The sequence below is a fragment of the Actinophytocola sp. genome, from assembly GCF_050699935.1.
Classification (GTDB): domain Bacteria; phylum Actinomycetota; class Actinomycetes; order Mycobacteriales; family Pseudonocardiaceae; genus Actinophytocola.
In genome coordinates this window covers 1-24369 of record NZ_JBOHGB010000010.1, presented here as the reverse complement: position 1 = coordinate 24369, position 24369 = coordinate 1, and the positions used below count along the sequence as shown (strand labels likewise).

The 24369-nt window shown below is 71.9% G+C and carries 22 protein-coding genes; 12 read left to right on the top strand and 10 right to left on the bottom strand.

What is annotated here, in order from left to right; all coding sequences use genetic code 11:
* The first annotated feature begins 18 nt into the window (after positions 1-18).
* The 6 genes from ACRDTB_RS06295 (at position 19) to ACRDTB_RS06270 (ending at position 7758) form a co-directional block, all read left to right on the top strand.
* Positions 19-3309: a non-ribosomal peptide synthetase gene (locus ACRDTB_RS06295; protein WP_431429010.1), complete on the top strand. Its 3291-nt coding sequence runs from the start codon at positions 19-21 to the stop codon at positions 3307-3309.
* Positions 3306-4841, top strand: a complete 1536-nt coding sequence (locus tag ACRDTB_RS06290) for an AMP-binding protein (RefSeq protein ID WP_431429009.1) — start codon at positions 3306-3308, stop codon at positions 4839-4841. Before ACRDTB_RS06295 ends, ACRDTB_RS06290 begins: the two co-directional genes overlap by 4 nt.
* Positions 4831-5127, top strand: a complete 297-nt coding sequence (locus tag ACRDTB_RS06285; protein ID WP_431429008.1) for an acyl carrier protein — start codon at positions 4831-4833, stop codon at positions 5125-5127. The genes ACRDTB_RS06290 and ACRDTB_RS06285 overlap by 11 nt, the downstream gene beginning before the upstream one ends.
* Positions 5124-5735: a GNAT family N-acetyltransferase gene (locus ACRDTB_RS06280; protein ID WP_431429007.1), complete on the top strand. Its 612-nt coding sequence runs from the start codon at positions 5124-5126 to the stop codon at positions 5733-5735. The genes ACRDTB_RS06285 and ACRDTB_RS06280 overlap by 4 nt, the downstream gene beginning before the upstream one ends.
* A 63-nt stretch (positions 5736-5798) precedes the next feature.
* A complete protein-coding gene (locus tag ACRDTB_RS06275) occupies positions 5799-6926 on the top strand; it encodes a C45 family autoproteolytic acyltransferase/hydolase (protein WP_431429006.1) in 1128 nt (375 codons plus the stop codon).
* A gap of 10 nt (positions 6927-6936) precedes the next feature.
* On the top strand, positions 6937-7758 hold the full coding sequence (locus ACRDTB_RS06270; protein ID WP_431429005.1) for a hypothetical protein: 822 nt from the start codon (positions 6937-6939) through the stop codon (positions 7756-7758).
* Here the strand turns inward: ACRDTB_RS06270 and fabG are convergent.
* The 5 genes from fabG to ACRDTB_RS06245 are packed head-to-tail and all read right to left on the bottom strand — an operon-like array spanning position 7713 to position 11836.
* The gene (gene fabG / locus ACRDTB_RS06265) at positions 7713-8453 is read right to left on the bottom strand and encodes a 3-oxoacyl-ACP reductase FabG (RefSeq protein WP_431429004.1); all 741 of its coding nucleotides are present in this window, start codon (positions 8451-8453) and stop codon (positions 7713-7715) included. The two genes, ACRDTB_RS06270 and fabG, sit on opposite strands and share 46 nt — an antisense overlap.
* Positions 8450-9319, bottom strand: coding sequence for a 3-hydroxyacyl-ACP dehydratase FabZ family protein (locus ACRDTB_RS06260; protein WP_431429003.1), 870 nt, complete (start codon positions 9317-9319; stop codon positions 8450-8452). The genes fabG and ACRDTB_RS06260 overlap by 4 nt, the downstream gene beginning before the upstream one ends.
* The gene (locus ACRDTB_RS06255; protein ID WP_431429002.1) at positions 9316-10374 is read right to left on the bottom strand and encodes a beta-ketoacyl synthase N-terminal-like domain-containing protein; all 1059 of its coding nucleotides are present in this window, start codon (positions 10372-10374) and stop codon (positions 9316-9318) included. The genes ACRDTB_RS06260 and ACRDTB_RS06255 overlap by 4 nt, the downstream gene beginning before the upstream one ends.
* Complete coding sequence (locus ACRDTB_RS06250; protein WP_431429001.1) at positions 10371-11585, bottom strand: beta-ketoacyl-[acyl-carrier-protein] synthase family protein; 1215 nt, start codon at positions 11583-11585, stop codon at positions 10371-10373. The genes ACRDTB_RS06255 and ACRDTB_RS06250 overlap by 4 nt, the downstream gene beginning before the upstream one ends.
* On the bottom strand, positions 11582-11836 hold the full coding sequence (locus ACRDTB_RS06245) for an acyl carrier protein (RefSeq protein WP_431429000.1): 255 nt from the start codon (positions 11834-11836) through the stop codon (positions 11582-11584). The genes ACRDTB_RS06250 and ACRDTB_RS06245 overlap by 4 nt, the downstream gene beginning before the upstream one ends.
* A gap of 212 nt (positions 11837-12048) precedes the next feature.
* Here ACRDTB_RS06245 and ACRDTB_RS06240 point away from each other — a divergent pair, with 212 nt between their 5' ends.
* The 5 genes from ACRDTB_RS06240 (at position 12049) to ACRDTB_RS06220 (ending at position 18332) form a co-directional block, all read left to right on the top strand.
* The gene (locus ACRDTB_RS06240) at positions 12049-13005 is read left to right on the top strand and encodes a DMT family transporter (RefSeq protein ID WP_431428999.1); all 957 of its coding nucleotides are present in this window, start codon (positions 12049-12051) and stop codon (positions 13003-13005) included.
* 5 nt (positions 13006-13010) lie between these two features.
* Entirely contained in the window at positions 13011-13790 is a 780-nt protein-coding gene (locus ACRDTB_RS06235; protein WP_431429061.1) for a thioesterase II family protein, read from the top strand.
* Positions 13791-13792: 2 nt separating this feature from the next.
* Complete coding sequence (locus ACRDTB_RS06230; protein WP_431428998.1) at positions 13793-14710, top strand: hypothetical protein; 918 nt, start codon at positions 13793-13795, stop codon at positions 14708-14710.
* Between the two features lie 13 nt (positions 14711-14723).
* Positions 14724-16943: an iron-containing redox enzyme family protein gene (locus tag ACRDTB_RS06225; protein ID WP_431428997.1), complete on the top strand. Its 2220-nt coding sequence runs from the start codon at positions 14724-14726 to the stop codon at positions 16941-16943.
* A gap of 165 nt (positions 16944-17108) precedes the next feature.
* Positions 17109-18332, top strand: coding sequence for an acyl-CoA dehydrogenase family protein (locus ACRDTB_RS06220; RefSeq protein WP_431428996.1), 1224 nt, complete (start codon positions 17109-17111; stop codon positions 18330-18332).
* A 13-nt stretch (positions 18333-18345) separates the two neighbouring features.
* On the opposite strand, the gene ACRDTB_RS06215 is transcribed toward ACRDTB_RS06220, so the two are convergent.
* Entirely contained in the window at positions 18346-18978 is a 633-nt protein-coding gene (locus tag ACRDTB_RS06215; protein ID WP_431428995.1) for a SanA/YdcF family protein, read from the bottom strand.
* A 197-nt stretch (positions 18979-19175) separates the two neighbouring features.
* Between ACRDTB_RS06215 and ACRDTB_RS06210 the strand changes: the two genes are divergently transcribed.
* Entirely contained in the window at positions 19176-20096 is a 921-nt protein-coding gene (locus tag ACRDTB_RS06210; protein WP_431428994.1) for a hypothetical protein, read from the top strand.
* An 11-nt stretch (positions 20097-20107) separates the two neighbouring features.
* On the opposite strand, the gene ACRDTB_RS06205 is transcribed toward ACRDTB_RS06210, so the two are convergent.
* The 4 genes from ACRDTB_RS06205 to ACRDTB_RS06190 all read right to left on the bottom strand — a co-directional run.
* Positions 20108-21529, bottom strand: coding sequence for a condensation domain-containing protein (locus tag ACRDTB_RS06205; RefSeq protein ID WP_431428993.1), 1422 nt, complete (start codon positions 21527-21529; stop codon positions 20108-20110).
* Positions 21530-21893: 364 nt separating this feature from the next.
* Positions 21894-22148, bottom strand: coding sequence for a hypothetical protein (locus ACRDTB_RS06200; protein ID WP_431428992.1), 255 nt, complete (start codon positions 22146-22148; stop codon positions 21894-21896).
* A gap of 178 nt (positions 22149-22326) precedes the next feature.
* Positions 22327-23400 carry a zinc-binding dehydrogenase gene (locus ACRDTB_RS06195; protein WP_431428991.1) on the bottom strand — a complete coding sequence of 358 codons (1074 nt, stop codon included), beginning with the start codon at positions 23398-23400 and terminating at the stop codon, positions 22327-22329.
* A gap of 645 nt (positions 23401-24045) precedes the next feature.
* Positions 24046-24369, bottom strand: a 324-nt coding sequence (locus ACRDTB_RS06190) for a hypothetical protein (protein WP_431428990.1), incomplete at its 5' end; no start/stop codon positions are given.

Here is a 24369-nt window from a genome sequence, read left to right as displayed (position 1 = left end):
CAGGTGGGGAGGCCGAGCATGAGCCACACCGACGTCATCCGCGACATCGAGTCACGGGGCCTGCGGATCACCGCGGCCGGCAGTGAGCTGCGGCTGCGGGGACCGAAGGAGCGGATGGACCCCGACCTCATCGCGCGGATCCGAACGCACAAGGCGGACCTGCTCGCCCACCTCGCCGCGCTGCCCGACGAGCGGCTCGACACCGGCTTCCCGCTGACCCCGCTGCAGCGCGGCTACCTGCTCGGCCGGGGTGGCGACTTCGAGATCGGCAACGTCGCGGCGTACGTCTACCAGGAGGTCGAAGGCGTCTGGGACATCGACCGGCTGGAGGAGGCACTTCGCGCGGTCGTCGCCCGCCACGGCATGCTGCGCACCAGGATCGTCGGTGATCGCCAGCTCGAACAGGAGTCCGTGGACGTGCGACTCGGGCGGGTGGACCTGCGTGACCGACCCGAGGCCGAGCGGGAGGCGGCCTGGCACCGGCTGCGCGAGGAACGCTCCCACCTGCTGCTACCCGCGGACCGGGCACCGCTGATGGACGCGGGCGTGACGGTCCTCGCCGACGACCGGATGGTGTTGCACGTCGGCCTGGACGGGCTGGCCGCCGACGCGGTGAGCGGGTTCCTGGTCTTCCGCGACTGGTGGCGGGCCTACCAACGCGAACGGCTGCCCGTCACCGAGGAGGGTGCGTCGTTCCGGGCGTTCGTCGCCGCCACGGAGACCGCCCGCGGCAAGGCGCCCGCCCGGCGGTCCAGGACCTACTGGCTCGACCGGCTGGACGACCTGCCGCCACCGCCGGCGCTGCCGCTGCGGACGGCGCCTTCGGCGATCACCCACCCCCGCTTCACCCCTCGGGTGCTGAGGGTCGAGCCCGAGCCGTGGGCCCGGTTGAAGGCGCGCTGCACGGAGCTTGGCCTGACCCCGTCGACGGTTCTGCTCGCCGCATACGCGCAGACCCTGGCGGCGTGGGGCGGCGGCAGCCGGTTCACCCTCAACTCGACCATCGCGAACCGCCCACCCATCCACCCGCGGATCGCGGACACCGTCGGCAACTTCACCGACATCCTGCTGGTGGAGATCGACCTGGACCCCGGGCTCGCCTTCGCCGACCGCGCCCGGGCCCTCCAGTCGCGGATGCACCGCGACCTCGACAACCGGCACTTCTCCGGGATCGAGGTCCTGCGGGAGCTGGGTCGCCACCGCGGCGACCCGGCGGCCGCGCGGATGCCGTTCACCTTCACCAGCACGGTCGGCTACCTCCAGCAGGACCTCGACTACTCGGCCCGCGAGCTGTTCGGGCCGCGGGTCTACGCGGTCACCGAGACCCCGCAGGTGTGGATCAACACGTTCGTCGCGGAGCTGCACGACGGGCTGGTGGTGACCATCGACGGGGTCGAGGACCTGTTCCCCGAGGGACTGCTCGACGACCTCACGGCCGGCTACCTGACGATGCTGGAACGGCTGCTCGACGAGCAGGCGTGGTCGGCGACGACGTTCGACCTGCTGCCCGCGGCCCAGCGGGAACGCCGGGACGCGGCGAACGACACGACCACCCCGGTGGCCGACGCGCTGCTGACCGACGGCTTCGTCGCCAACGCCCAGCGCGCCCCGGACGCGCCGGCGATCGTGACCTCCCGGCGGACGATGGACTACGGCGAGCTGTACCGGCGGGCCCGGGCCGCCGCCGACTGGCTGCGGGAGAACGACGTCGGCCGGGACGAGCTGGTCGGGCTGGTGATGACCAGGGGCCCAGAGCAGATCGTCGGCATCCTCGCCACGCTGCTCGCCGGGGCCGCGTACCTGCCCGTCGACGCCGACGTCCCGCCGGCACGGCGCGACTACCTGCTGCGCGACGGCCGGGTGCGCTGCGTGCTGACCAACACCGACCTGGCCACCGACCTGGCCGACGCGCTCGCGGTGCTGCGGCTCGACGCCGACGCCGCGCCACCTGAGGCGCCGCCCGACGTGCCGGCCCACGCGAAGCCGGACGACCTCGCCTACGTCCTCTACACCTCGGGAACCACCGGGGAACCCAAGGGCGTGATGGTCAGCCACCGCAGCGTGGTCAACGTGGTGGCGGACTGCAACACGCGGTTCGGAGTCACCGCGGCGGACCGGTTCTTCGCCATCAGCGCGTTCACGTTCGACCTTTCCGTCTACGACGTGTTCGGCGCGCTGTCGGCCGGTGCGGCGCTCGTGCTGCCGGACGCGGACAAGGCCGCCGACACCGCGCACTGGCTCACCCTGTGCGAGACCGCCGGGGTCACCGTGTGGAACTCGGTGCCCGCCATCGTCTCGCTCCTGCACGACCAGGCCGCTGCCGAGGGCGGCGCCGCGAAGCTGGCGACGCTGCGGCTGGTGATGATGAGCGGTGACCGGATCCCGCCGGCGCTGCCCCCCGCGCTCCGCCGGCTCTCCGACGACCTGCGGCTGATGTCCCTCGGCGGTCCGACCGAGACCACGATCTGGAACATCCTGCACCCGATCGACGAGTTGGACGGCCGCACCATCCCTTATGGACGTCCGAACGCGAACAACCGGGCGTACGTGTTGGACGAGGACGGCCGGGACGCGCCGGACTGGGTGGTCGGCGAGATCTGGGCCGCCGGACTCGGCCTTGCCCGCGGGTACTGGGGCGACGAGGCCCGCACCGCCGAGAAGTTCCGCGACGACCCGGTGCGCGGGCGGTTGTACCGCACCGGAGACCTCGGCCGGTACCTGCCCGACGGCACGATCGACATCGTCGGCCGCCTCGACCACCAACTCAAGGTGAACGGCTACCGGATCGAGGCGGGCGAGATCGAGACCCACCTCTCGGCGCTCGAAGCGGTGGCCCAGGCCGTGGTGGTGCGGCAGGAGACGCCCGGCGGCGACCGGCTGGTCGCGCACCTGACCGGACCGCCCGACCGTCCCACCGATGACGAGCTTCGCGCGCACCTGGCGGCGCGGATACCGGCGTACCTGGTCCCGTCGGAGTTCGTGTGGCACCAGCGGCTTCCGTTGACCCGCAACAACAAGGTCGACCGAGCGGCGCTCACCCGCCAGGCGGCGACGACCCGGGTCCGGCCGCGCAACTACGCACCGGCACCGGAATCCGCGCGGGTGATGGCCCGGCTGTGGGCGTCGGTACTGCGGCTCGACGAGGTCGGCGTGGACGACAACTTCTTCGAGCTCGGCGGGCACTCGGTCGCCGCCGCACGCATCGTCACCGCCGTGCGCAAGGAGTTCGGCGTCAGCGTCCCGCTGCAGCGGCTGCCCGAGCTGGTCACCCCGCGCGCGATGGCGGAGTTCGTCGAGGACGGTCGATGAGCGTGATCAACCGGCTGGTCGCCGGACCACCCTCCCCCGGCCACCGCATCTCGGTGGTGCGACTGGACGGCACCGAGTCGGTCGAGTTGCCGCAGCTGTGGGCGATGGCCGGCCGGGTGGCCGCGCGGCTGCGCGAGCAGGGCGTCGGCCCGGGCGAGCGGATTGGCGTGGTCGCGCGCAACTGTCTGGAGTGGGTGCTGCTCGACCTCGCCGCGTTGCGGTGCAAGGCGGTCACCGCCGGGTTCGAGCCGGGCAGCGTCAAGCCCGGCGCCGAACTGGCGGGCGAGTACGAGCTTCGGCTGGTGTTCACCGACGAGACGTCCGACGAGCCGGGGGTCGTGCCGATCGGCGAGGTGCGGGCCATGGCGGAACCAGACCCCGCGCTCGCCGAGCCGGAGCCGGTGCACTACGCGCCGGACGACGTGACCACGCTGAAGTTCACCTCGGGCAGCACCGGGAGACCCAAGGGACTCGCCGCGACCGTCGGCAGCGTCGACAGCTCGCTGCGTGCGGTGCAGGAGATCTTCGCCCACCGCGCGGGTGACGACCTGTTCGTGTTCCTGCCACTGTCGCTGCTGCAGCAGCGGTACTGGATCTACTCGGCGCTGTGCTTCGGCCATGACGTCACGGTCAGCACCTACGAGGCGGCGTTCGTCGCATTGGGACGGACCAGGCCGACGGTCGTGATGGGCGTGCCCGCGTTCTACGAGACCGCGATGAAGCAGGTCCGGGCGAAGGCCCGCCGCCTGGCCGGCCCAGGCGTCGAGCCGGACGAGCGGGTCACCGCCGAGGCGGCGCGGGGCGTGTTCGGCGACCGCATCCGCTACCTGTGGACCGGCTCGGCCCCGGCCAGCGCCGCCGTGCTGCGGTTCTTCACGTCTGCCGGACTGCCGATCTACGAGGGCTACGGGCTCAACGAGACCTGCATCGTGGCCAAGAACCACCCCGGTGCCCACCGGGAGGGCAGCGTGGGGAAGGTGTTGCCGGGCAAGGAGGTGCTGATCGACGCCGACGGGGTGATCAGCATCCGCAGTGACCACCCGGTGAACCGGCGGTACTCCTACGCCGCCTCCGGCGAGTCGGAGCGGGTGTTCGGCCCGGACGGGGTGGTCCGCACCGGCGACCTCGGCTACTTCGACGAGGACGGCTTCCTCTACGTCCGCGGGCGGGCGGACGACGTGATCGTGCTGGACAACGCGAAGAAGGTCGTGGTCCGCCCGATCGAGGAGCACCTGAAGACCAGCCCCGCCATCGAGGAGTGCGTGCTGGTCAGCGCGGACCGGGCGCACCTGGTCGCGGTCGTGTCGCCGAGCGGCGAGCCGGCGGACGAGGAGGCCATCGCCGCGCAGCTCGCACGCACCAACGACGCGTTCGGCCGCGACGAGCAGATCCGCAAGGTCGTCGTCGCCCAGCCGAAGTTCAGTGTGGACAACGAAACGCTCACCTCGCAGTTCAAGCCACGGCGGAACCGGATCCTGGAGCTCTACCGGGCGGAGATCGTCGACAGCACGGGAGGAATCCATGCACGGTGACACGGGTGACGGGCTCGCGGCCATCGAACTGGTGGCACGCGACAGCCTGGCGCTGGTGCTCGACGACGTCGCGCCCGAGGACATCGGCCCGGACCACGACATGGTCCGCGAGTACGGGTTGACCTCGCTGAACAAGGTGCTGTTCATGACCGACGTCTGCGAGCGGACCGGGGTCTCCGTCGCGAACTTCACCGAGCAGGACGTCGCCGCCATGCGAACGCTGCGCGACGTCGTCACCGCACTGGCCCGAAACGCGAACCTCGTCGGAGAAGGGACACCGCGATGAGCTGGACCGAGACCGCAGCGTCCACATTGGAAAACGAGTACGTGCGGCTGCGGCCGATCACCCCGGAGGACCGCGAGCCGGTGCGCGCCATCGCCATGGACCCGGAGATCTGGCGCTACTTCGTGTCCCTGGTCGAGACCGACGCCGACTACGAGGCTTACTTCGACGCGTCGCTCGCCGACCACGCCGCCGGCCGGCGGGTCGTGTTCGTGATCACCGACAAGGCCAGTGGGCGCGTCGCCGGCAGCATGAGCTTCGGCAACCTCGCCGAGGCAGACGCCCGGATCGAGATCGGCTGGTCGTGGCTGGGCAAGGACTTCCGTGGCCACGGAATCAACCGCTGGGCGAAGTACCTGCTGCTGGAGCACGCGTTCGAGCGGCTGGGTGCCGAGCGCGTCGAGTTCAAGACCGACGAGCTCAACGAGCAGGCGCGCCGTGGCCTGCGCAACATCGGCGCGGTCGAGGAGGGCACGATGCGCAGCTTCAACTTCATGCCCGGCGGCCGGCGGCGGGACGCGGTGTACTACAGCGTGCTGCGTGCCGAGTGGCCGGAGATCAAGCGCCAGCTGGAGTCCGGACCGAAGGTACATACGGGCGCGAGGGCATGACACCCTATGTCAACCTCGAGATCAAATCAGCCCGAGGACTCCCCAACCGCACCTCAGGGGAACGTGACGCAACCCAGCCACAAGCACGTACCCCAACAGGACTTTCCGTTCCCCAACGTGACCACACGTTTTAAATCCGAGGAGGCGGAACGAGTGCGGGTCGACGGCGACCCGTACCGCGTCGGCCGGCAGCACGGCGCCGCCCGGGCGCGCGCCCTGCGCGCCTTCGTCGACGACGGGCTCTGCCGGCTCAACCGGGTGATGCGACCCGCCGTCTCGATGGACGCGCTGCGACCGGCGATCCAGGCGCATCGGGCCGTGCTCGAGGCGGCCACGCCGAACCTCGCCGAGGAGGTCCGCGGGCTCGCCGACGGCGCCGGGCTCAGCCACGACCAGGCGCTGCTGCTGCAGCTGCGCCGCGAGGTCATGGGCTACCGACGGGTCCCGACCGCCGGAGACTGCACGACCTACGCGCGGCCCGGCGCCGAGGCGGTACTGGCGCAGACCGTCGATCTCAACGGCGACCTCGACGACCAGATCGCGGTGCTCGACGTCCGCCTCGACGGCTCGCCACGGCGGTCGCTGGTGCTGAGCTTCGCCGGGCTGCTCGGCTACCTCGGCGTCAACTCCGACGGGCTGGCGGTCGGGCTGAACCTCGTCCTCGGTGGGCGGTGGCGGCCGGGACTCCCGCCGTACCTCGCGATCCGGCACCTGCTGGACACCGCGGGCGACGTGGACGAGGCGGTCGAGATCCTGCGCGGTCTCCCCCTGGCCAGCTCCCGGTCCATCATGCTGTGCGACCCCGAGCAGGCCGCCTACGTCGAGATCCTGACGGACGAGCAGCGGGTGGTGCGTGGCACGGATCTGGCGCACACCAACCACTTCCTGCACCCCGACCTCGCGCCGCACGACGAGCTGAACGTGTTCGCGCGGACCTCGTCGACCCGCCGGCTGGACGCCTGCCGCTCCCGGCTGGCCGCGTTGCCGGACGGTGCCACGGTCGCCGACCAGTTCGCGTTGCTCTCGGATCCGCCGATCCGGGTGCCGGACACCGGCGACATCGCCGTCGAGCGGACCGTGGCGACAGTGGTGCTGCTGCCCGCGCGCGGGGAACTGCACCTGCGCCCGGGGGACGGCGAAGCGCGGTCGCGGACCGCGAGCTTCTCACTGCGTGCCGGCGTGCCGGGGTAGGGAGGGACGAATGTCGGTGACGATCCCGTCCGTCGAGCCGGGCGACGACGTCGAGCAGGCCCTGCTGTCGGCACGGGCGCTGGTCGACGCGGCGATCTCCAACCACCGCCGCCGGGCCGTTGGATCCACGCCGGCCCCCGTCGTCGAGCTGCCCCCGGACGAGGAGACCGTGTCCGCGACCGTGCGGCGGCTGGTCGCACTCACCCGCGAGGAGCTGATCTGCGTCCCCTCGCCGGCACGCTACCGGGCCGACAGCGCGCGGCGGGCGTTGGCGGAGCTGGGCGCGCTGCCGGTGCGGGGCATCGCCGTACGGATGCTGTGCGCCCCCGACACCATGCTGACCGTCGAGGGCGTCGAGTTCGTCGAGAACGCCGTGGCCCACGGCATCGAGGCCAGGGTGAGCGACTCGCCGCTGCCCGAGCTGCTGATGGCCGACGACCGGGTCGCGCTGGTCCAGCCCGACCCCGGCGGTGCCGACGCGCCGGCGACGGTCACCTACGTGCCGTCGATCCTGCGGACGCTGCGCGCGCTGTTCACCAGCACGTGGCAGGCCGCTCGCCCCGCGCCGGACCGCCCGGCTCCGACGAGCGACCGACTGACCCTGGAGATCCTGGACTGCCTGAGCGCCGGTCACAAGGACGACGCCGCCGCGCGCAAGCTCGGCCTGTCGGTGCGGACCTACCGGCGCTACGTCGCCGAGATCCTGCGCGGGATGGGCGCGGCGTCCCGGTTCCAGGCCGGGGTGCGCGTCGCGGAGCTGCGCCTGTTGCCCGGCCAGCCGAACGCTCAGCCGAACGCACCGTCCACCCGCAGCACGGCGCCGCTGATGTAGGTCGCCCGATCGGAGGCGAGGAACGCGACGAGGTCGGCCACCTCCTCCGGACGGCCGAGCCGGCCGAGCGGGATCCGGGCCTTCGCCCGGTCGAGCGCGCCGGCGTCCATGCCCTCGGTCATCGCCGTGTCGATGTAACCCGGCGCGACCACGTTGGCCCGGATGTTGTAGCGGCCGACCTCCTTCGCCAGCGCCCGGGTGAAGCCGATGATGCCGGCCTTGGCCGCGGAGTAGTTGGTCTGGCCCGCGTTGCCGTGCAACCCGGCGACCGAGGAGATGGTGACCACGCAGCCGGCCTTGCGCTTCATCATCTCGAAGACGGCCGCCCGGCAGACGTGGAAGGTGCCGTCGAGGTTGGTGTCGAGCACCCGGTTCCAGTCCGCGTCGCCCATCGTCACCAGCGGCTTGTCCTCGAGCACACCGGCGGAGGTGACGACGGCGCCGATCGGGCCCAGCTCCTGCTGGATCTCCGTGACCAGCCGCCCCACCGCGGCCGCGTCGGTGACGTCGGCCTGCCGGGACAGCACTCGTACGCCGAACTCACCGGCCTCCTTCTCCAGGTCGCGGGCCGCGTCCTGTTGGGACTGGTAGCAGAAACCCACGTCGTAGCCGTCCCGAGCCAGCCGCAGCACGACGGCCCGGCCGATGCCCCGGGAGCCTCCGGTGACCAGTGCCACCCGTCGAGACGCCGTCATCCGACCTCCAGTTCGGCGGCCGGTCGCATGGCCACCACGATCCGCCGCACCCGCAGCACTACCCGTCCGTCTACACAGGACTCACCGGTCAGCACCCCGGCGTCGGTGGCCGACGCGGACAACCGGACCAGGTGCTCGACCCGGTCGCCGGGGGACACCGGACCGGCCAGCTCGACGCCCTGCACGCCGCCGAGGAGCATGACCCGGCCGGACTCCGCGCTCAGGCCGGGTGCGTCGTACACGGCGAGCACCCCGGCCGCCTGGCACCACGACTCGACCACCAGCACGGCCGGGTAGGCGGACCTCCCGGCGCACCAGGGCTCGTCGGCGCGGACGGTCCGGGTGGCGGTGAGCCGCTCCCCCGGCACCAGCCCGTCGACCCGGTCCAGCAGCAGCATCGGCGGCCGGTGCGGGATCAGGCGGGTGATCTCGTCGACGCCGAGGCGTGCGCCCGCCTCCAGTCCCCGCGGCCCGGCCGCCTCCGGCTCCGGCGGACGGTCGCGGTAGCGCAGGCGGACCGTGGCCGTCCGGCCCCGGACGGTGCTGGCCTCGGCCCGGCAACACCAGTCACCACCCTCCGCCGACCAGACCAGCTCGACGGTCAGCTCGTCGCCAGGGTGGACCGGGCCGAGGAAGCGGGCCGAGTCGATCGCCGCAAGCTCCACGGTCCCCGGTGGCGCCGCGAGCGCGGCGCGATCCACGCACTCGATGACGCAGACGCCTGGTAGTACGGGAAAGCCCGGGTAGTGGCCGGCGAGCACCGGCTCCTCGGCCCGAACCGGAACCACCGCGGTCACCGCCCGGCCGTTGCGGGCGGTGACCGTCACGGGTGCCCGGAGCACGCACGGGCCGGCCGTGGCGGTCACGCGGCCGCGTCCGCGAGGCGCAGCAATGCACAACCGACCGTGCCGTCCCGGTCCGCCGCGGTCACCAGAGCCGTTCGGCCGCCGGCTCTCGGCTCGTCCACCGCCAACGCCAGCACGGCGGCGAGCCCGAAGGCGGCCGACGCGGCGTGGGTGTCCCCGACCAGCTCCGTCATCGGCAGCCGCAGCGGCGCGCCGAGCACCGCATCGACCGGTTTGTCCACATCGGACAGATCCGGGTCGTGCGCGGCGGCGTGCGCCCAGACCCGGTCCGGCGACTCCCCCGCGGCGGCGATCACCCGGCGCACGCAACCGGCCAGCGCCGGTCCGGCCTCCGCCGGCGCGCGGAACACCCCGAACGCCAACCCGAGCAACTCGGCCAGTTCGGTGCGCCCGTGCCGAGCCGCCGGCTCCACCAGCAGCATCGCGCAGCCCTCGCCCAGCAGCACGCCATCGGGCCGGTTCGGCGCCGCGTGGTGCTCCAGCCAGGCCCGCGTCGTGGAGAACTCCTCGGCGGCACCGCACAGCACGGCCTCGGCCCGCCCCGACCGCTGCATCCGCCGGGCGTGGTTCAGGGCGACCAGCCCGGAGGTCCGGCCCGCGGCGACCGTCGCGTTCGGACCGCGCAGCCGGTGCCAGATGGCGCACTGGGCCGCGGCGGCGTTCATCAGCGTGTTGGGGAACTGCGCCGGTTTGACGAACTCGGGCCGCGCCTTGACCAGGGAGTCGCGGGTGAGCTCCAGCATGCTCTGCGCGCTCCCGTTGTTGACGCCGAGGACCAGGCCGGCGTCCTCGCCGAGGTCGCCCGCGTCGCGCGCCACCTGACCCGCGGTCAGCACGGCGAGCGCGGACACCCGGTCCATCGACCGCGTGCCCTTCGCGCCGAGCAGTTCCCGCGCGTCGAACCCGGGGACCACGCAGGCCTTCCCACCGGGCACCGGCCAGGCTTCCGGGTCCACCGTGGACGCCACGGTCCGCTGCTCGCGCAGACCGTCGGCGAGCGCCGCCGCACCGACCCCGTACGCCGACACCGCGGACCACGCCGTGATCACCGTCATGACCCGTACCGTCCGAAGAGGACGACGGCGTTGTTGCCGCCGAAGGCCAGCGCGTTGCTCTGCACCACCCGCAGGTCAGCCTCGACCGCGGTGTTGGGCACGCAGTCCAGGTCGCACTCCGGGTCGGTTTCGACGTGGTTGATCGTGGGCGGGACGAACCCGCCGGTGATGGCGAGCACGCAGCCCACCGCGCCCAGCGCGGCCGACGCGCCGAGGGTATGGCCGAGCATCGACTTGAGCCCCACCGTCCTCGGTGGACGTTCGCCGAACACCGCGTGGATCGCCCGCGCCTCGGTCACGTCGTTGGCCTGGGTCCCGGTGCCGTGCGCGGAGACGAGGTCGACCTCCCCCGGCTCGACACCGGCGTCGCGCAGCGCGAGGCGCATGCCCCGAGCCACGCCGTCCTCGGCGGGTGCCACCGGATGCTCGGCGTCGCAGCTGAGCCCGTAGCCGAGCACCTCGGCGTGGACGCGCGCGCCACGCGCCCGCGCGTGTGCCAGCTCCTCCAGCAGCAGCACGCCCGAGCCCTCGCCGGCGAGCATGCCCTTCCGGTCGCGGTCGAACGGCCGGCACCGGTCCGGGGCCATCGCGCCCAGCCGGGTGAAGCCGGCCATCGTCTTGCGGCACAGGGCGTCCGCACCACCGCAGAGGGCGAGGTCGGCGTCGCCGGAACGGATGGCGTCCACGCCGAAGCCGATCGCGTAGTTGCCGGCCGAGCACGCGGTCGGCACGGTCACCGCCTCGGTGTCGTGCAGCCCCAACTCGTGCGCGACGGTCGTCGCCAGCCGGCCGGCGTTCATCCGCCGGGCCAGGTCCGCGTCCATGCCGGCCGGGCCGTGCGCGATCTCCTGCTCGACCAGACGGTCGAGGTCGGTGGACGCCTCGCCGTAGGCCGTGCCCATCGCGACCACGCTCGGCCGGCCACGCAGCGCGTCGAGCGGCAGCTCGGCGACCGCCATCCGGGCGGCGGCGAGCCCGAACCAGGCCGCCCGACCCAGCGCGGCGGGGTCGAGGGTCTCGATCCACCGCGACGGGTCGAAGTCGCCGATCTCGCACGCGTTGGCGTGCCCGAAGTCCTTCAGCGCCGGGGAGCTGACCGGCCTCGCCGCGTCCCGGCCGGCGCGCAGGCCGGCGCCGTACGCCCGCGCGCCGACGCCGATCGCGGACACGGCACCGAGACCGGTGACGACGACACGGCGGCGAGTGCTCACTGCCCGTCGAGCGCCTCGGACACCACGGCGTAGACGCCGGCGAGATCGACCATGCGGACCAGCTCGCTCTGGTCGATCTTGATGCCCAGCTCCTCCTCGAGCGCCGCGACGATCTCGATGGCGCGCAACGAGTCGGCGTCGTGGTCGTCCCGGAACGAGCTGGTCTCGGTCAACTGCTCGGGATCGATCTCCAGGGTCTCGCAGACGATCCTGCGGATCTCCGGCTTGCGGGACTCGATGATCGACGTCATGGCCGGTCGACCTCCTTCTGACGTGCGCCGGAGTCTAGGTGGTGGGCGCACGCGTGCGAGCGACCCGCGACCGAATGCAGGAACCTGCCAGCGACTCGTGGCAGCTTCCTGCCAGGGCGGCCGGATCCCGACCGCGCCGCGCGCATTCCCTGGATCGAGCCGACCGGTCGAGCTAGCGTGACCCGACGCACGGCACTGGAGTTGGGATTCTCATGAGCCAGCAAACCGGGCAGCGGTGGGCCCTTGTCGCGGTGGGCGTGACGATGCTGCTGTGGGCCTCCGCATTCGTCGGCATTCGTGCCGCCGCGCCCCACTTCACGTCAGGCGCGCTCGCGCTGGGCCGGCTGCTGACCGCGTCGGTGGTGCTCGTCGCGATCCTGCTCCTGCGCCGCGAGGGGTTGCCGCCCCGCGCGGCCTGGCCCGCCATCATGGGCGCCGGTGTGCTGTGGTTCGGCATCTACATGGTCGCCCTGAACCAGGGTGAGCAGGGGGTCGACGCCGGCACCGCGGCGATGATCATCGGCGTGGCACCGATCCTCGTGGCGCTGCTCAGCGGGCCCGTGCTCGGGGAACAGATCTCGCGCTTCCTCCTCATCGGGCTCGCCGTCGCCGTCGGCGGCACCGTCCTCATCGGACTGTCCGTGTCGGGCAGCGCGGACGACTCCCTCGGCGGCGTGCTGCTGTGTCTGCTCGCGGCCGCGGCGTCCGCGGGCGGCGTGATCCTGCAGAAACCCGCGCTGCGCAAGGCATCCGCCGCACAGGTGACGACATTCGGCTGCGTGGTCGGGGCCGTCGCCTGCCTGCCCTTCACCGGCCAGCTCGTCACGCAGCTCGGCGAGGCCGAGCCGTCGGCGATCCTGAACATGGTCTACCTGGGCGTGTTCCCGACCGCGCTGGCGTTCTCGACGTGGGCGTACGCGCTCGCCCGCACCCCCGCGAGCGTCATGGGGATCACCACGTTCCTCGTGCCGGCGCTCGCCGTCGTGATGTCCTGGGTGGTGCTCGGCGAGGTTGCGGGCTGGCTCGCGATCGGCGGCGGCGTCCTGTGCCTCGCCGGGGTCGGCATCTCCCGGATGCGCGCACGTCCACCCGCCGCCGCGACGCCGGAACCCGCCACCCTGGCGGCCTCGGTGAGTCCCTCGGAGAACCCGCGGGCGGAGCCGAGGTGAGCGCGATGCCCGGCGACGGCTGGTTCCTGTCCGACGGCGCCACGACCCGACCGGACGCGCCGACCGTGGTGTGCTTCGCCCACGCGGGCGGCGACCCGCGTGCCTACCTTGGCTGGCAGCGGCACCTCGGTCCGGCCGCGACGGTGCGCGCCGTCTGCGTGCCCGGCCGCGGGCACCGCGTCGGCGAGCCGCGCACCACCAGCCTCGACGAGCTGGCCGACGGCGCCGCCGAGGCGATCCGCGGCCTTCCCGACCGCGCGGTCTGCCTGTTCGGCCACAGCCTCGGCGGACTGGTCGCGTTCGAGGTGGCGCGGCGGCTGCGTGACTGGCCGCCGCTGCGGCACCTGGTGGTGTCGGGGTGTGCCGCCCCGTCGCTGCTGCCGACCGAGTACATCGTCTGGGCGGCACGGCTGCCGTGGCGCGAGTTCGTCGAGGCGACGGCGAAGCACGAGGGGCTGGCGCCGGAGATCGTCGAGGATCCCGAGCTGCAGGAGCTGCTGCTGCCCGAACTGCGGGCGGACGTGCGCCTGTTCGCGGACTACCGCTACCGGCCGGCGGCCTCGTTGACGATCGAGGCCTCGCTGGTCAACGGCGCCGACGACTGGCGGGTGGCCGACGGCGTGCTCCATCCCTGGGAACGCGAGTTCGCCGCCGTGCCGCGGTACCACTGGCGCGACGGCGGGCACTTCTACTTCACCGACCGGCCCGCCGCCGTCGTGGACATATTGCGCGACGCCCTGCGCCCCATGCCCGCCCCGGCCACCGACCACGTCGAAGTGATCTAGCCGTGCCCGTCGTGCTCACCGCACCCCACTACGTCCTCGGCGAGCACGCCGAGGACCACACCACGATCGTCAACTTCGCCGACCGGGTCGCCGAGTTCCGCATGAAGCCGAAGGCGAGCCTGTGGGGCTGGGGCCTGATCCGCCGCACCGAGCGGAGCATCGAGGAGCTGGCCGTGGAGACCGGGGCGGCGACCCTGGCGGCCGCGCGCCTCGACCCGGCAGCGGTCGACTCGGTCGTCCTGTGCTCGACCGAGTTCCCCGTCGGCACCGGAGTGCACGGGGCGTTCGTGGCACGGATCCTCACCGGCCTCGGCATCGCCGACGCGGACTTCGTCGGCGTCGGCATCAACCGCTGCACGAACCTGCTCGCCGGCGTGCAGGTCGCCGACGCGTACGTGCGCAGCGGCCGGCACCGCCGGGTCCTGGTGATCACCACCGACCGGGTCACCGACGAGACCACCCGCCTGGACAAGTTCGCGTTGTTCAGCGACGGCGCGGCGAGCTGCCTGGTGACCGACGACCACCCGGACGGCTTCGAGCTGCTGGCCTGCGCGGCGGCGAACCGAGCCACCGAGCTCGACTGGTCGAACGAGATCGACCCGGCCCTCGCCATCCAGGTCAACGAGCAGTTGCTGAAGCCGTTCGGCCTGACCCTCACCGACGTCGCCGGGCTCATGCACACCAACGTCTACAAGCCCGTCATCTTCCTCAAGGAGATGCAGGCCGGGTTCGCCGCGGCCCAGCTCTACCTGGACAACATCACCCGGATCGGGCACTGCTTCGCCGCCGATCCCCTGATCAACCTGGTCGACCGCGGCTCGGCCGGACACCTGCGGGAAGGCGAGCACTACCTGCTCGCGGCGAGCGTGCCCGGCTCCCGTGCCGGCGTGCTGCTGCGCAAGCGACCGGCCGACCAGTGAACGGAGGCTGCGCATGGAACTTCCGGACCGGACCACGTCCTCGGCTCTGACCACGTTCGAGTTCGGCCCCGGTGCCGCGGAGCAGGCCGACACGATTCTGGCGAGCGGCCCGGACGACGTCTTCCGCCGGCTCGTCCGCGACCAGGAGTCCGAGCCGGTGCTGCTGGCCGCCCGCCGCATCCTCCACGCGATGCTCCCCTCGGGCGCCGACAGTGACGGCGACCAGGACACCGACCAGGACACCGCGCCGGACGCGGTCGCCGAGCGGGTCGCCGCGGCCCGGGCCGAGATCGGCTCGATGCTCGACACCCTGGCCCGGCACGAACCGGCACACCGCGGTGCCGCGCTGCGGGAACGGGCCGCGCTCGGCCAGATCTCCGGCTGCTGGCTGGACACCGTGTCCTCGCCGGCGACCCAGCCGGCGCTCATCGTCAACCGCCTGCTGCGGGACCACTTCGCGCTGAAGGGAGCGGGGAACCCGCAACGCTCGGTGCACCACGTCCGGCGGCGCGCACTGGAGCAGGCCGGGGTCTACCTCCCGGAGATCACCGCGGACGACTTCCTGCCCGCGGCACGGACCCGACCGCTCACGGCCTGGCACGCGTGCTTCTACCTGGCGCTGTCGCGGCTGGCCACGAGCTTCCTGCCCGAGGTCGTCGGGGTGCACTACGCGTACCACGCGCTGGGGGTCGACGACCGGCTCGCCGGCGTGCCCGAGCTGCTGACGGAGCAGGGGCTGCGGGAGTCGCTGGCCGAGTACCTGTCGCTGACCCGCGACTCGGTGCGGGGCCCGGCCGAGCGGGCGCGCCTGCGCGCGGCCGTCACCCGCACCGTGGAGCTGGAGCTGGCGCAGGTACGCCTGCTCGTCGACCTGGCCGACTGGCACGCGGCGCGGTCGCTGCACTCCCGGTTCGCGGAGATCGTCGCCCGGCACGCCCCCTTCGCGGGCCGGCACCACGGCACCGTGACGGTCCGGGGCCGGCGCCTCACCGAGGCCTTCGCCGACCCCGATCTCGACCTCGCCGCGTTCCTCGACGAGCTGCGCCGCTCCCGGCAGGTCAAGCCGCTGCCGTCGGGCGGCTGCCGGCTGCTGAACGCGCTGCGGTTCGGTGGACCGATGTTCGGCATCTTCGACTCCGACGAGGCCGCGACGATCACCGCGTGGGTGGAGCGGGCACAGGCCGGGGACCGGTCACCGATCGAGATCGAGGTCAACCGGCTCGGCGACGACGCGGCCGCGCGGTGGGGTGCTGCGGTCGCCTCGTCCTCGCCCCCGGACCTGCGCTTCGCCGAGCCGAACCCGCGCGACGAGCGGGAGCTGTTCTACCGGCTGGTCAACGTCGAACACTTCGCGAACGTGCTGCCACTCGCCAGGCAACGCGCGATAGCGGGTTTCGTCGAGGCGGAGGTCCTGTTCACGCACGGGGCGCGCGGCCGGTACACCAATGCCAGCTGGTTCGACTACTCCCCCGAGGCGCTGGGCGCCCGCGTCGACCGGATCTACTGGGAGAAGCTGGTGGAGCCCTACCACCCGCTCGCCGAGATCCCCGACCGCGAGGAGGTTCGCTTCGGCCAGGCCGACCTGGCGCTCGGCAACATGATCGACGGCGCCTGGGCACACCGGATCGGCAATGTCGGCCGCTTCCGCCGGCGCAGCGATGGGCTGCTGTTCGCGATCTACGTCGACGAGATGGGGCGCGGGGAGCTGCACAAGAACCACCTCACGCTGATCTACCAGGTCCTGGCCAGCATGGACTTCACGCTCCCGCACATCCGGGACGCCGCGTTCACCGAGCAGGACCAGCTGTCCGAGAGCCACCGGCAGTACGAGTCGGCGAACCACCAGCTGAGCATGTCGATGTTCCCGGACAGCTTCTACAACGAGATCCTCGGCTACAACCTCGGCATCGAGATGTACGGACTCGGAGAGATGCGGATGAACGAGATCCAACGGCTGCGCCACCACGGCTTCGATACCGCCTACGAGGAGGCACACCTGACGATCGACAACTTCTCCGCCGGGCACTCCAGGCAGTCGGTGGACGCGATCGTGACCTACCTGGACGACGTGCGGCGCGATCTGGGTGCCTCTGCCGTCGAGGGTGAATGGCGGCGCGTCTGGCGCGGCTACGCGTCGTTCGCCTACTTCGCCGAGCCGCAACTGGTGGCCGAGCTGACCGCCACGGGCGGCGCGCACACCGCTCCCGAGTCCGCCGACGAGCTGGTGATCTGACGCAGCCATGACAGGTCGTCGAGCAGCACGAAGCACGCATGAACCGAGTGGCCACCAACCGCACCCAAGGGGAACGGGACGCAACCCAGCCACAAGTACGTACCGAACCGGAAGCCGACAACGCACGGCGACCACAACATTGAATTCCGGGGAGGCGGATCAGCCGTGACCGTTTCGTTCGATCGAGAGATCCTGGGTCTTCCCTTCTACGAGCCGCGGCACGTGGCCTTCGCCGAGCGCGTGGACGAGTGGTGCGCCGCCCACACCGACCTGTGGGACGTACCGCATGAACAGGACGAGTTCCGGGAGCGGACCGTCCAGCGGATCCTGCGCGCGCTCGGGGAGGACGGCTGGTTCGCCTTCCTGGACCCCGACGCCGGACCCGATGCGGTGGCGGACGGCGACTTCCGGTCGCTGTGCCTGGGGCGCGAGGCACTCGCGTACACCGACGACACGCCGGACAACTGCTTCGCCGTGCACACGTTGGCCGCGCGGCCGATCCTCCGGTTCGGCACCGAGGAGCAGAAACGCCGCTACCTGCCGGGCATGGCGAACGGCACCCTCGTCGGTTCGTTCGCACTGTCCGAACGGGAGCGCGGGTCCGACATCGCCGGTCTCGAGCTGACCGCGGAACGGGTCGGCGACGGTTACCGGCTAAACGGCGAGAAGGCGTGGATCGCGCACGGGAGCATCGCCGACGTCCTGTGCGTGATCGCGCGCACCGGCGAGGGCCCGGGCGCGCTCGGCCTGACCGCGTTCCTGGTCCCGGGCACCACCCCCGGCCTGCGGGTGCGCGAACGGATCGCCGCCATCGCTCCGCGTGCGTTCGCCCATCTGGACTTCGAGGACTGCGACGTGCCCGCGGACTGCGTGCTGGGCCGGCCGGGTCAGGGCTTCGTCGTCGCCATGGACATGCTGGAGCGGTTCCGGATGACGGTGGGCGCGGCAGCGGTCGGCTACGCCCGCCGAGCCGCGGACGCCGCCCTCGCCTGGGCACGGAGCCGGCCGATGGGCGAGGGCAAGCTGTTCGACCTCCCGACGATCAAGACGACGTTCGCCGACATGGAAGTGAAGCTGAACGCCGCCGCGCTGCTCGTCGCCCGGGCGGCGTGGGAGATCGACAGAGGCAGCCGTCGATTCTCGAAACATTCCAGCATCGCCAAGGTGTACGCGACGGAGTCCGCGCAGGAGATCGTGGACGCCGCGGTCCAGGTTTTCGGGGCAGCGGGCCTGGTCAAGGACAGCGTGCCGGAGCGGCTGTACCGCCAGGTCCGCGCGCTGCGTATCTACGAGGGCACGACCGAGGTCCAGAAGACGGTCATCGCCGCCGCCCTCGACCTACGCCGCGCGAAGGCGGCCGAGCAGCGAGCGGGGGCGGCCAGCCGTTGACGGCGGGCGTGGTCTACGGCGTGCTCAGCGCCTCGTCGACGCCGGTCTCGTACCTGCCGAGGTACCTGGGGCTGGCGCCGACTACCACGTCGAGCATGGCCTTGATCGCCGCGGGCACCTCTCGCACCTGGTAGCGGGTGTCGTCATCCGAGGCAGGCGAGCCGATGCCGGCCGCGTCGATGCCAGCCTCTCGGCACAGAAAAACCGCGCGCCGCACATGGAACTCCTGCGTGACGACCAACGCCGCGCGCACACCGAAGATCGCGTACGCCCGCACGCACGAGTCATAGGTGTCGAACCCGGCATGATCGGCGACCACCTGGCCGGGCGGCACGCCGTGATCGACCAACCATGAGGTCATCGCGGCGACCTCGTCGTAGCCGACCTGACCATGATCACCCGAGACCAGGATGGCGCGGATCTTGCCGTCCTGGTACAGCCGCAGCGTGTCCTCCAGCCGGAGCCGCAGATAGGGCTTGGGTGAGCCGTCCGCGTTCAGCCCGGCACCCAGCACGATCGCCACCGGAGCGGCCGGCGCGTCGGCCACCGTGTGGACCATCCCCATCGTGGCGTACCGGATCCACAGGTACGGGCCGGCGCCGACCAGCAGTACGAGCGCGAGCAGCACGCCCAAGCCGATCTTCACCCACCGTCTGCCGAAGAGCTGGCGAATACGCGGCACCGATTCCCCCTAGCCGGTCGGCTGTCGATGACGGTTCGACGCCCGCAACCAGGCGCCGTCGCACGAGAGGACGCGGACCCATCCGCGGAGGTTGCCCAGCTTGGACACCGCGACCCGCCCCCCACCGGCCGGCGGCGCGACCTCGTCCTACAGTCCTCACCGTGCCGTGGGATGACCTGCCGGACTGGCTGCCGGCCTGGTGCGTGGACCAGTTGGGGGACGAGCCGGTCAGCGTGCTATTCGAGCTGCGGCGGATCTCGGCGGTGTTCGGGCTGCGGTTGGCCGGCGGGCGCGACGTCGTGGCGAAGGCGCGCGAGGACGACGGCCGGGCCGCGTCGTGTGTTGCGGCGCAGGCCCGGTTGGCGGAGCGGGGCTTTCCGTGCGCCCGGCCGCTCACGCCCGCGGTCGGCGTCGGCGCGCTGGCCGTGCACGCCGAGGAGCTCCGGCCCGGCGGCGAGCCGCTGCGCGGCGACTCGCCGGACGTGGCCGTGCGCTACGCGGAGGTGTTCGCCCGGCTGATGGCCGAACTGGCCGACATGACCGTCGCACCGCCCCTGCCGAATCCACGCTGGGCGCGTTGGGACCACACGGATTCCGGGGTGTGGCCGGCGATCGGGTTCCTCGATGACCGGGACCAGAGCGCCGTGCCCGCGTACGTCGTCGACACGGCCGAGCGGGCCCGCAAGCGGATGCTGGCCGCCGACCTGCCGTGCGTGCTGGGCCACGCCGACTTCGAAGCGCAGAACCTCCGCTGGCACGACGGGGACGTGTGGGCCGTGCACGACTGGGACAGCCTGGCGTGGCAGGCCGACGCGGCACTGGCGGGTGCGGCGTGCGGGGCGTTCGCCAGCGGCTCGCCGACGACCCTGGCCCCGATCGAGAGCTCCGCCGCGTTCCTGGCGGCTTATCAGGACATTCGGGGGCGCCGGTTCACCGCGGAGGAGCAGGAGATCGCATGGGCGGCCAGCCTGTGGCCGGCCGCGCACAACGCCCGATGGGAAGCACTGCACGGCGACACCCCGGTGTCCTGTGACGCCGTCCGCGCACAGGCAGCCGAACGCCTCCGCCGAGCGAACGCCTAGCCACCGCTACCTCAGCGCGGCACCGCGTCCGCCGTGATCCGGTGCGTGATGCCGGTCGGTGCCTGTGGGTCGGTCGCCGCCTGCACGGCGGCCTCCTCGATCGCCCGCACGAGCGTCGCCAGGTCCGCGCGGGAGAAGTACCGCTCGTCCGCGGACAGCACCAGCTCGACGGCACCCGGCGGGTCCTCGACGCACAGGTGGAGCTTGGCCTTCGGGACGTGGGCGTCCCGCTTCCAGGACAGCTCGCTGTCCGCGAGCGCGGCCCGGATCTCGGCTGCCCTCGGCGCCGCCACCCCAGCGTGCACCCGATCCCGCCGCCTGCGGTCGTTGTAGAAGCAGGACAGATCGAACTCCTCGCCGCGCTCGCGTTCGACCCGGCTCACCACCTCGTCCTGTTCGTACGCGTCGTAGTAGGCGTTCCGGTACGCGTTGAGCGCCTTGCCCGACGCCCGGGCGACCGCCTCGCCCATGGAGAGATCCGCGATGTCGAGCACGAAGGGCACGATCTTGATCAGCGCGCTGACCGAGTCGGCGTACCCGGGCCGGAACCTGTTGCTCACCATCATCAACGTGGGCAACGGGTTGACGCCGACGACCCGGCCGACGCCGACCAGGAACGACGCCAACAGCACGGGCGATTCGTAGAGGCGGTCCCGTGCGGCGACCGTGTGGACAGCCATGCTGATCGCGCGTGACCGGTAGCGCAGCATCGCGAAGCGGCGCGTGCCCTCATGGCGCGGTTCGCCGAACGGCTGCGTGGGCGCGGTGCGCAGCACGCGCTCCAGGTACCGCATCGACTGCTCGTTCTGCCGTCGCCCGGCCGGTGACGCCTCGAACGCCGCCTGCGCGAGCGGCGGGAGCGCCGTGACCGGGCCCGCGGGCGCACCCGTCTCCGGGTCGCGCGCGCGGATGTCGGCGATCAGGGCGGCCAACCCGAACCCGTCGATCGAGGTGTGCAGGAAGACGGTGACCACGTGCGTGACGGTGTAGCCGCCGGAGCCGCCGGTCACGACCGCGGCCATCCGCACCGGCCACTCGGTCTCGTAGACGAACGGGACGACCTTCCAGTGCATCGAGAGCGCCTCGGCGACCTCGGCGGGATCGTCGGCCCCGGAGGCCACGACGAGGAGCGGGATCTCCCCCGCCGCGGACACCTGCTGGCGCGGCGGCCCGGACCCCCGCAACACCAGGCGCGTGCGCAGCGACTCGTGCCTGCCGACCATGAAGCCGAGCATGTCGGCGACCGCGTCGACGGTCGTGCCGGGGTCGGCCTTCGCGACGTACGTGACCGTGGACGCGCCCGACTGGACGATCGACTGCCAGAGACCGCGCTGACCGAACGCCAGTTCACCCTCGCCGGCCCCCTCCCCCTCGAACGCGACCAGCACCCGGTCCACGACCTCACCCCGAGGCACCTCAGAACCGCGCGTCATTTCGTCACCTCGTATGTCTGGACGAACTCCGGTTCAGCCAAAATGGCTATCACCATCCCGAAATTGGCGCAGCGCAAATTCTCCCCCAGGGGGTTTAGTACTGGTTTGCCGTCGCGGCCCTATCCGACGGCGAGGTGGAGCGTACGACAGTTTCCGCGCGCTGAGAAGACGGAAATAGGCGAGTGTTCAGCGCAGTCTGTGGTGCGTCCGTCCGCCTCATCGCATGAGTCGAAACGGAGTATCGACAACGCCGTGCTCAATAGCTACGGCCGTTCCCCGCCCTTTCGACAGCAATTCAGACGACCAGGAAAAGAGAGGGTCACGAGCGGCACGAAACCACCGGCGGACCACAGGACCACGCGAGTCAGTAGTCCCCACGGTAGCGACTTGCGGGTTTCCCTCTCGGCCGGTTGGCCCAGGCATCGACCGCCACGATCCCGAGCGAGAGGAGGATCAAGACCACGCCAAGGATGACGATGCCGCCCCACATGACGAGGCCCGCGATACTCAGCATCGGCAGCACGGCGAACAGACAGAACGGGTCAACCCGTCCGAAGACCTGCTGCTTCTGCCCCGTAGAGCCTCCGTACCGTCCAGTAATCGTCTGACCACCCATCATCCGTGCCGTATCAGGCGCACACCCGAAGAGTTCCCAAGCAGCATAGTTGCGACGGGCGCGTTGTGTGACGATCCCCCGCGGACGCGAAGAACGCGAACGACGACCACCTCCGCGGCCTCGCCGACATCTGAGCCCCCTCGACGCCGACCGGGACGCTCACTAGGCCTGGCGGCCCGGGCTACTCGGCCACCATGGCGGGATGGAGGACGAGCTTGCCGACGTGGCCGGCCCCGACGAAGTCGCGCTGAGCCTGGTGGATCTCGGTGAGCGGGTAGGTCGCCGCGACCATCGGGGCCACGCGTCCTTGCCTGGCGGCGTCGACGAGCTGGCGGAAGTGCGCGGGCGTGTGCATCGAGGAGCCGATGAGCTGACGCTGATGCAGATACAGCCGCCGAATGTCGATCGTGACGACCGGCCCGGCGATCGCGCCGGCGATGACCCAGCGACCAGCTTCGGTCAGCGCGTCGAAAGCAGTCTCGAGCACGTGGCCCGCGACGACGTCGAGCACCGCGTCCAGCCCGGCGGGGGCGGCATCGGACAGCTGGGCGCGCAGGTCGCCGGCCGACCGAGACACGGTCCGCGCCGCACCAGCCACCTCGACCTGCTCGCGCACAGATTCGTGGGTCAACGCCACGACCTGCACACCACTGGCAGCCGCCAGCTGTACCAACGCCAACCCGACCCCGCCGGACGCACCGGTGACCAACACGGTCTCACCAGGCCGAACCCGGCCGCGCTGCAGCATGCCCATCGCGGTGCCGTAGGCGATCGGCAAGCAGGCCAGCTGGTCGTCGGTCAGCGGTGAGTCGTCCATGGCGTGCGCGCGCTCGGCGTCGACGATCACGTACTCGGCGAACCCGCCGTCGGCTTCGCTGCCCAACAAGGCGACGGGAGTAGCGCCGTCGCCATGGCCGTCATAGCGCGCGGGGTCGACGACGACGCGCTGCCCCACCCGCGTGGGGTCCACGTCGTGACCGACCTCGGCGATCCGTCCGGCGATGTCGCCGCCCTGGATGCGCGGGAACGATATGGGTCCGCGCCAGCCGGCCGACGCACCGGGGTCGCCGGCAAGCCCGTAGGCACCCTGCCGCGTCCACAGATCGGTGTTGTTCACCGCCGCGGCCGTGACCGCCACCAGGACCTGACCGACACCTGGCGACGGCACCGCGACGTCGTGGCGCACCCGCAGGCACTCCAGGCCGCCGTGACCAACCAGTACCGCCGCGGTCTGGGTTGAGCCGGCTCGCGTCATGACGATCAGTTCGTCCTGCGGTGAAGCCGTTGTCGACGGTGAACACCCCGCCGGTGGCGAATGCGGCCCACAACGCACCTCCAACCCGGGTAGTTATGAGGCGGTACCCGACCAGCGCGGCGACAAACGCCCGCGCTCGAGGCCTCCGCGCGCGGGCACTTCACCGACACAACGACCGCACCCACGACCGTGCCCGCGACAGTGGATGGTCGGGGAACTGTGCGTCCCACGCCGGGTCATCATCGCGATGGAACGGAAGGGGCCTTGGAGCTCAGGTGCGTACGGATGCGGCAGGACCCAGCCCTCCAGTTCTGCACCGAGGTTGGCCATCATCGCCGCCTCCCGTACCCCCGGTGATCCCGCTCTCCTCAGCGGCGTAGCTGATCGTCGTATGGCAGTCCTCGATGAGACAGCCCATCTGCGCGTACGCGACGGCGAGGTTGTGCCGCATGGCCGGCACATTCTCCAGCCAGGTCGCCTCGTCGACACGCTGGGGCCATCAACCCGGAGTTGAGGAATCAACGGGGCGCGGGCCACGGGGGCGCCGAGGCCGTCGGTGTTGACTTCCTCGATCTCGGTGATCAAGGTCGAGGAGGAGCGACCCGCCAGCCGCCGAGACCCTTCGTCGCGGTGTCAGGGCGATGATCAGAACCCGCCCCCGCCGCCACCGCCACCGAAGTCGCCACCGCCACCGAAGTCGCCGCCACCACCCAGGTCGCCACCGCCACCGAAGTCGCCACCGCCACCGAAGTCGCCGCCACCACCCAGGTCGCCGCCACCACCCAGGTCGCCGCCACCACCCAGGTCGCCACCGCCACCGAAGTCGCCGCCACCACCGAAGTCGCCGCCACCACCCAGGTCGCCGCCACCACCCAGGTCGCCGCCACCACCGAAGTCGCCGCCACCACCGAAGTCGCCGCCACCACCCAGGTCGCCGCCACCACCCAGGTCGCCGCCACCACCCAGGTC

What these genes read in the sequence shown, in the direction of transcription:
- ACRDTB_RS06270 (WP_431429005.1), top strand. Translation starts at nt 6,937, where the DNA reads ATGTCGGTGACGATCCCGTCCGTCGAGCCGGGCGACGACGTCGAGCAG.
- ACRDTB_RS06200 (WP_431428992.1), bottom strand. Translation starts at nt 22,148, where the DNA reads ATGATGGGTGGTCAGACGATTACTGGACGGTACGGAGGCTCTACGGGG.
- ACRDTB_RS06255 (WP_431429002.1), bottom strand. Translation starts at nt 10,374, where the DNA reads ATGACGGTGATCACGGCGTGGTCCGCGGTGTCGGCGTACGGGGTCGGT.
- ACRDTB_RS06235 (WP_431429061.1), top strand. Translation starts at nt 13,011, where the DNA reads ATGCCCGGCGACGGCTGGTTCCTGTCCGACGGCGCCACGACCCGACCG.
- ACRDTB_RS06205 (WP_431428993.1), bottom strand. Translation starts at nt 21,529, where the DNA reads ATGACGCGCGGTTCTGAGGTGCCTCGGGGTGAGGTCGTGGACCGGGTG.
- fabG (WP_431429004.1), bottom strand. Translation starts at nt 8,453, where the DNA reads ATGACGGCGTCTCGACGGGTGGCACTGGTCACCGGAGGCTCCCGGGGC.
- ACRDTB_RS06285 (WP_431429008.1), top strand. Translation starts at nt 4,831, where the DNA reads ATGCACGGTGACACGGGTGACGGGCTCGCGGCCATCGAACTGGTGGCA.
- ACRDTB_RS06225 (WP_431428997.1), top strand. Translation starts at nt 14,724, where the DNA reads ATGGAACTTCCGGACCGGACCACGTCCTCGGCTCTGACCACGTTCGAG.
- ACRDTB_RS06295 (WP_431429010.1), top strand. Translation starts at nt 19, where the DNA reads ATGAGCCACACCGACGTCATCCGCGACATCGAGTCACGGGGCCTGCGG.
- ACRDTB_RS06240 (WP_431428999.1), top strand. Translation starts at nt 12,049, where the DNA reads ATGAGCCAGCAAACCGGGCAGCGGTGGGCCCTTGTCGCGGTGGGCGTG.
- ACRDTB_RS06280 (WP_431429007.1), top strand. Translation starts at nt 5,124, where the DNA reads ATGAGCTGGACCGAGACCGCAGCGTCCACATTGGAAAACGAGTACGTG.
- ACRDTB_RS06245 (WP_431429000.1), bottom strand. Translation starts at nt 11,836, where the DNA reads ATGACGTCGATCATCGAGTCCCGCAAGCCGGAGATCCGCAGGATCGTC.
- ACRDTB_RS06195 (WP_431428991.1), bottom strand. Translation starts at nt 23,400, where the DNA reads ATGACGCGAGCCGGCTCAACCCAGACCGCGGCGGTACTGGTTGGTCAC.
- ACRDTB_RS06290 (WP_431429009.1), top strand. Translation starts at nt 3,306, where the DNA reads ATGAGCGTGATCAACCGGCTGGTCGCCGGACCACCCTCCCCCGGCCAC.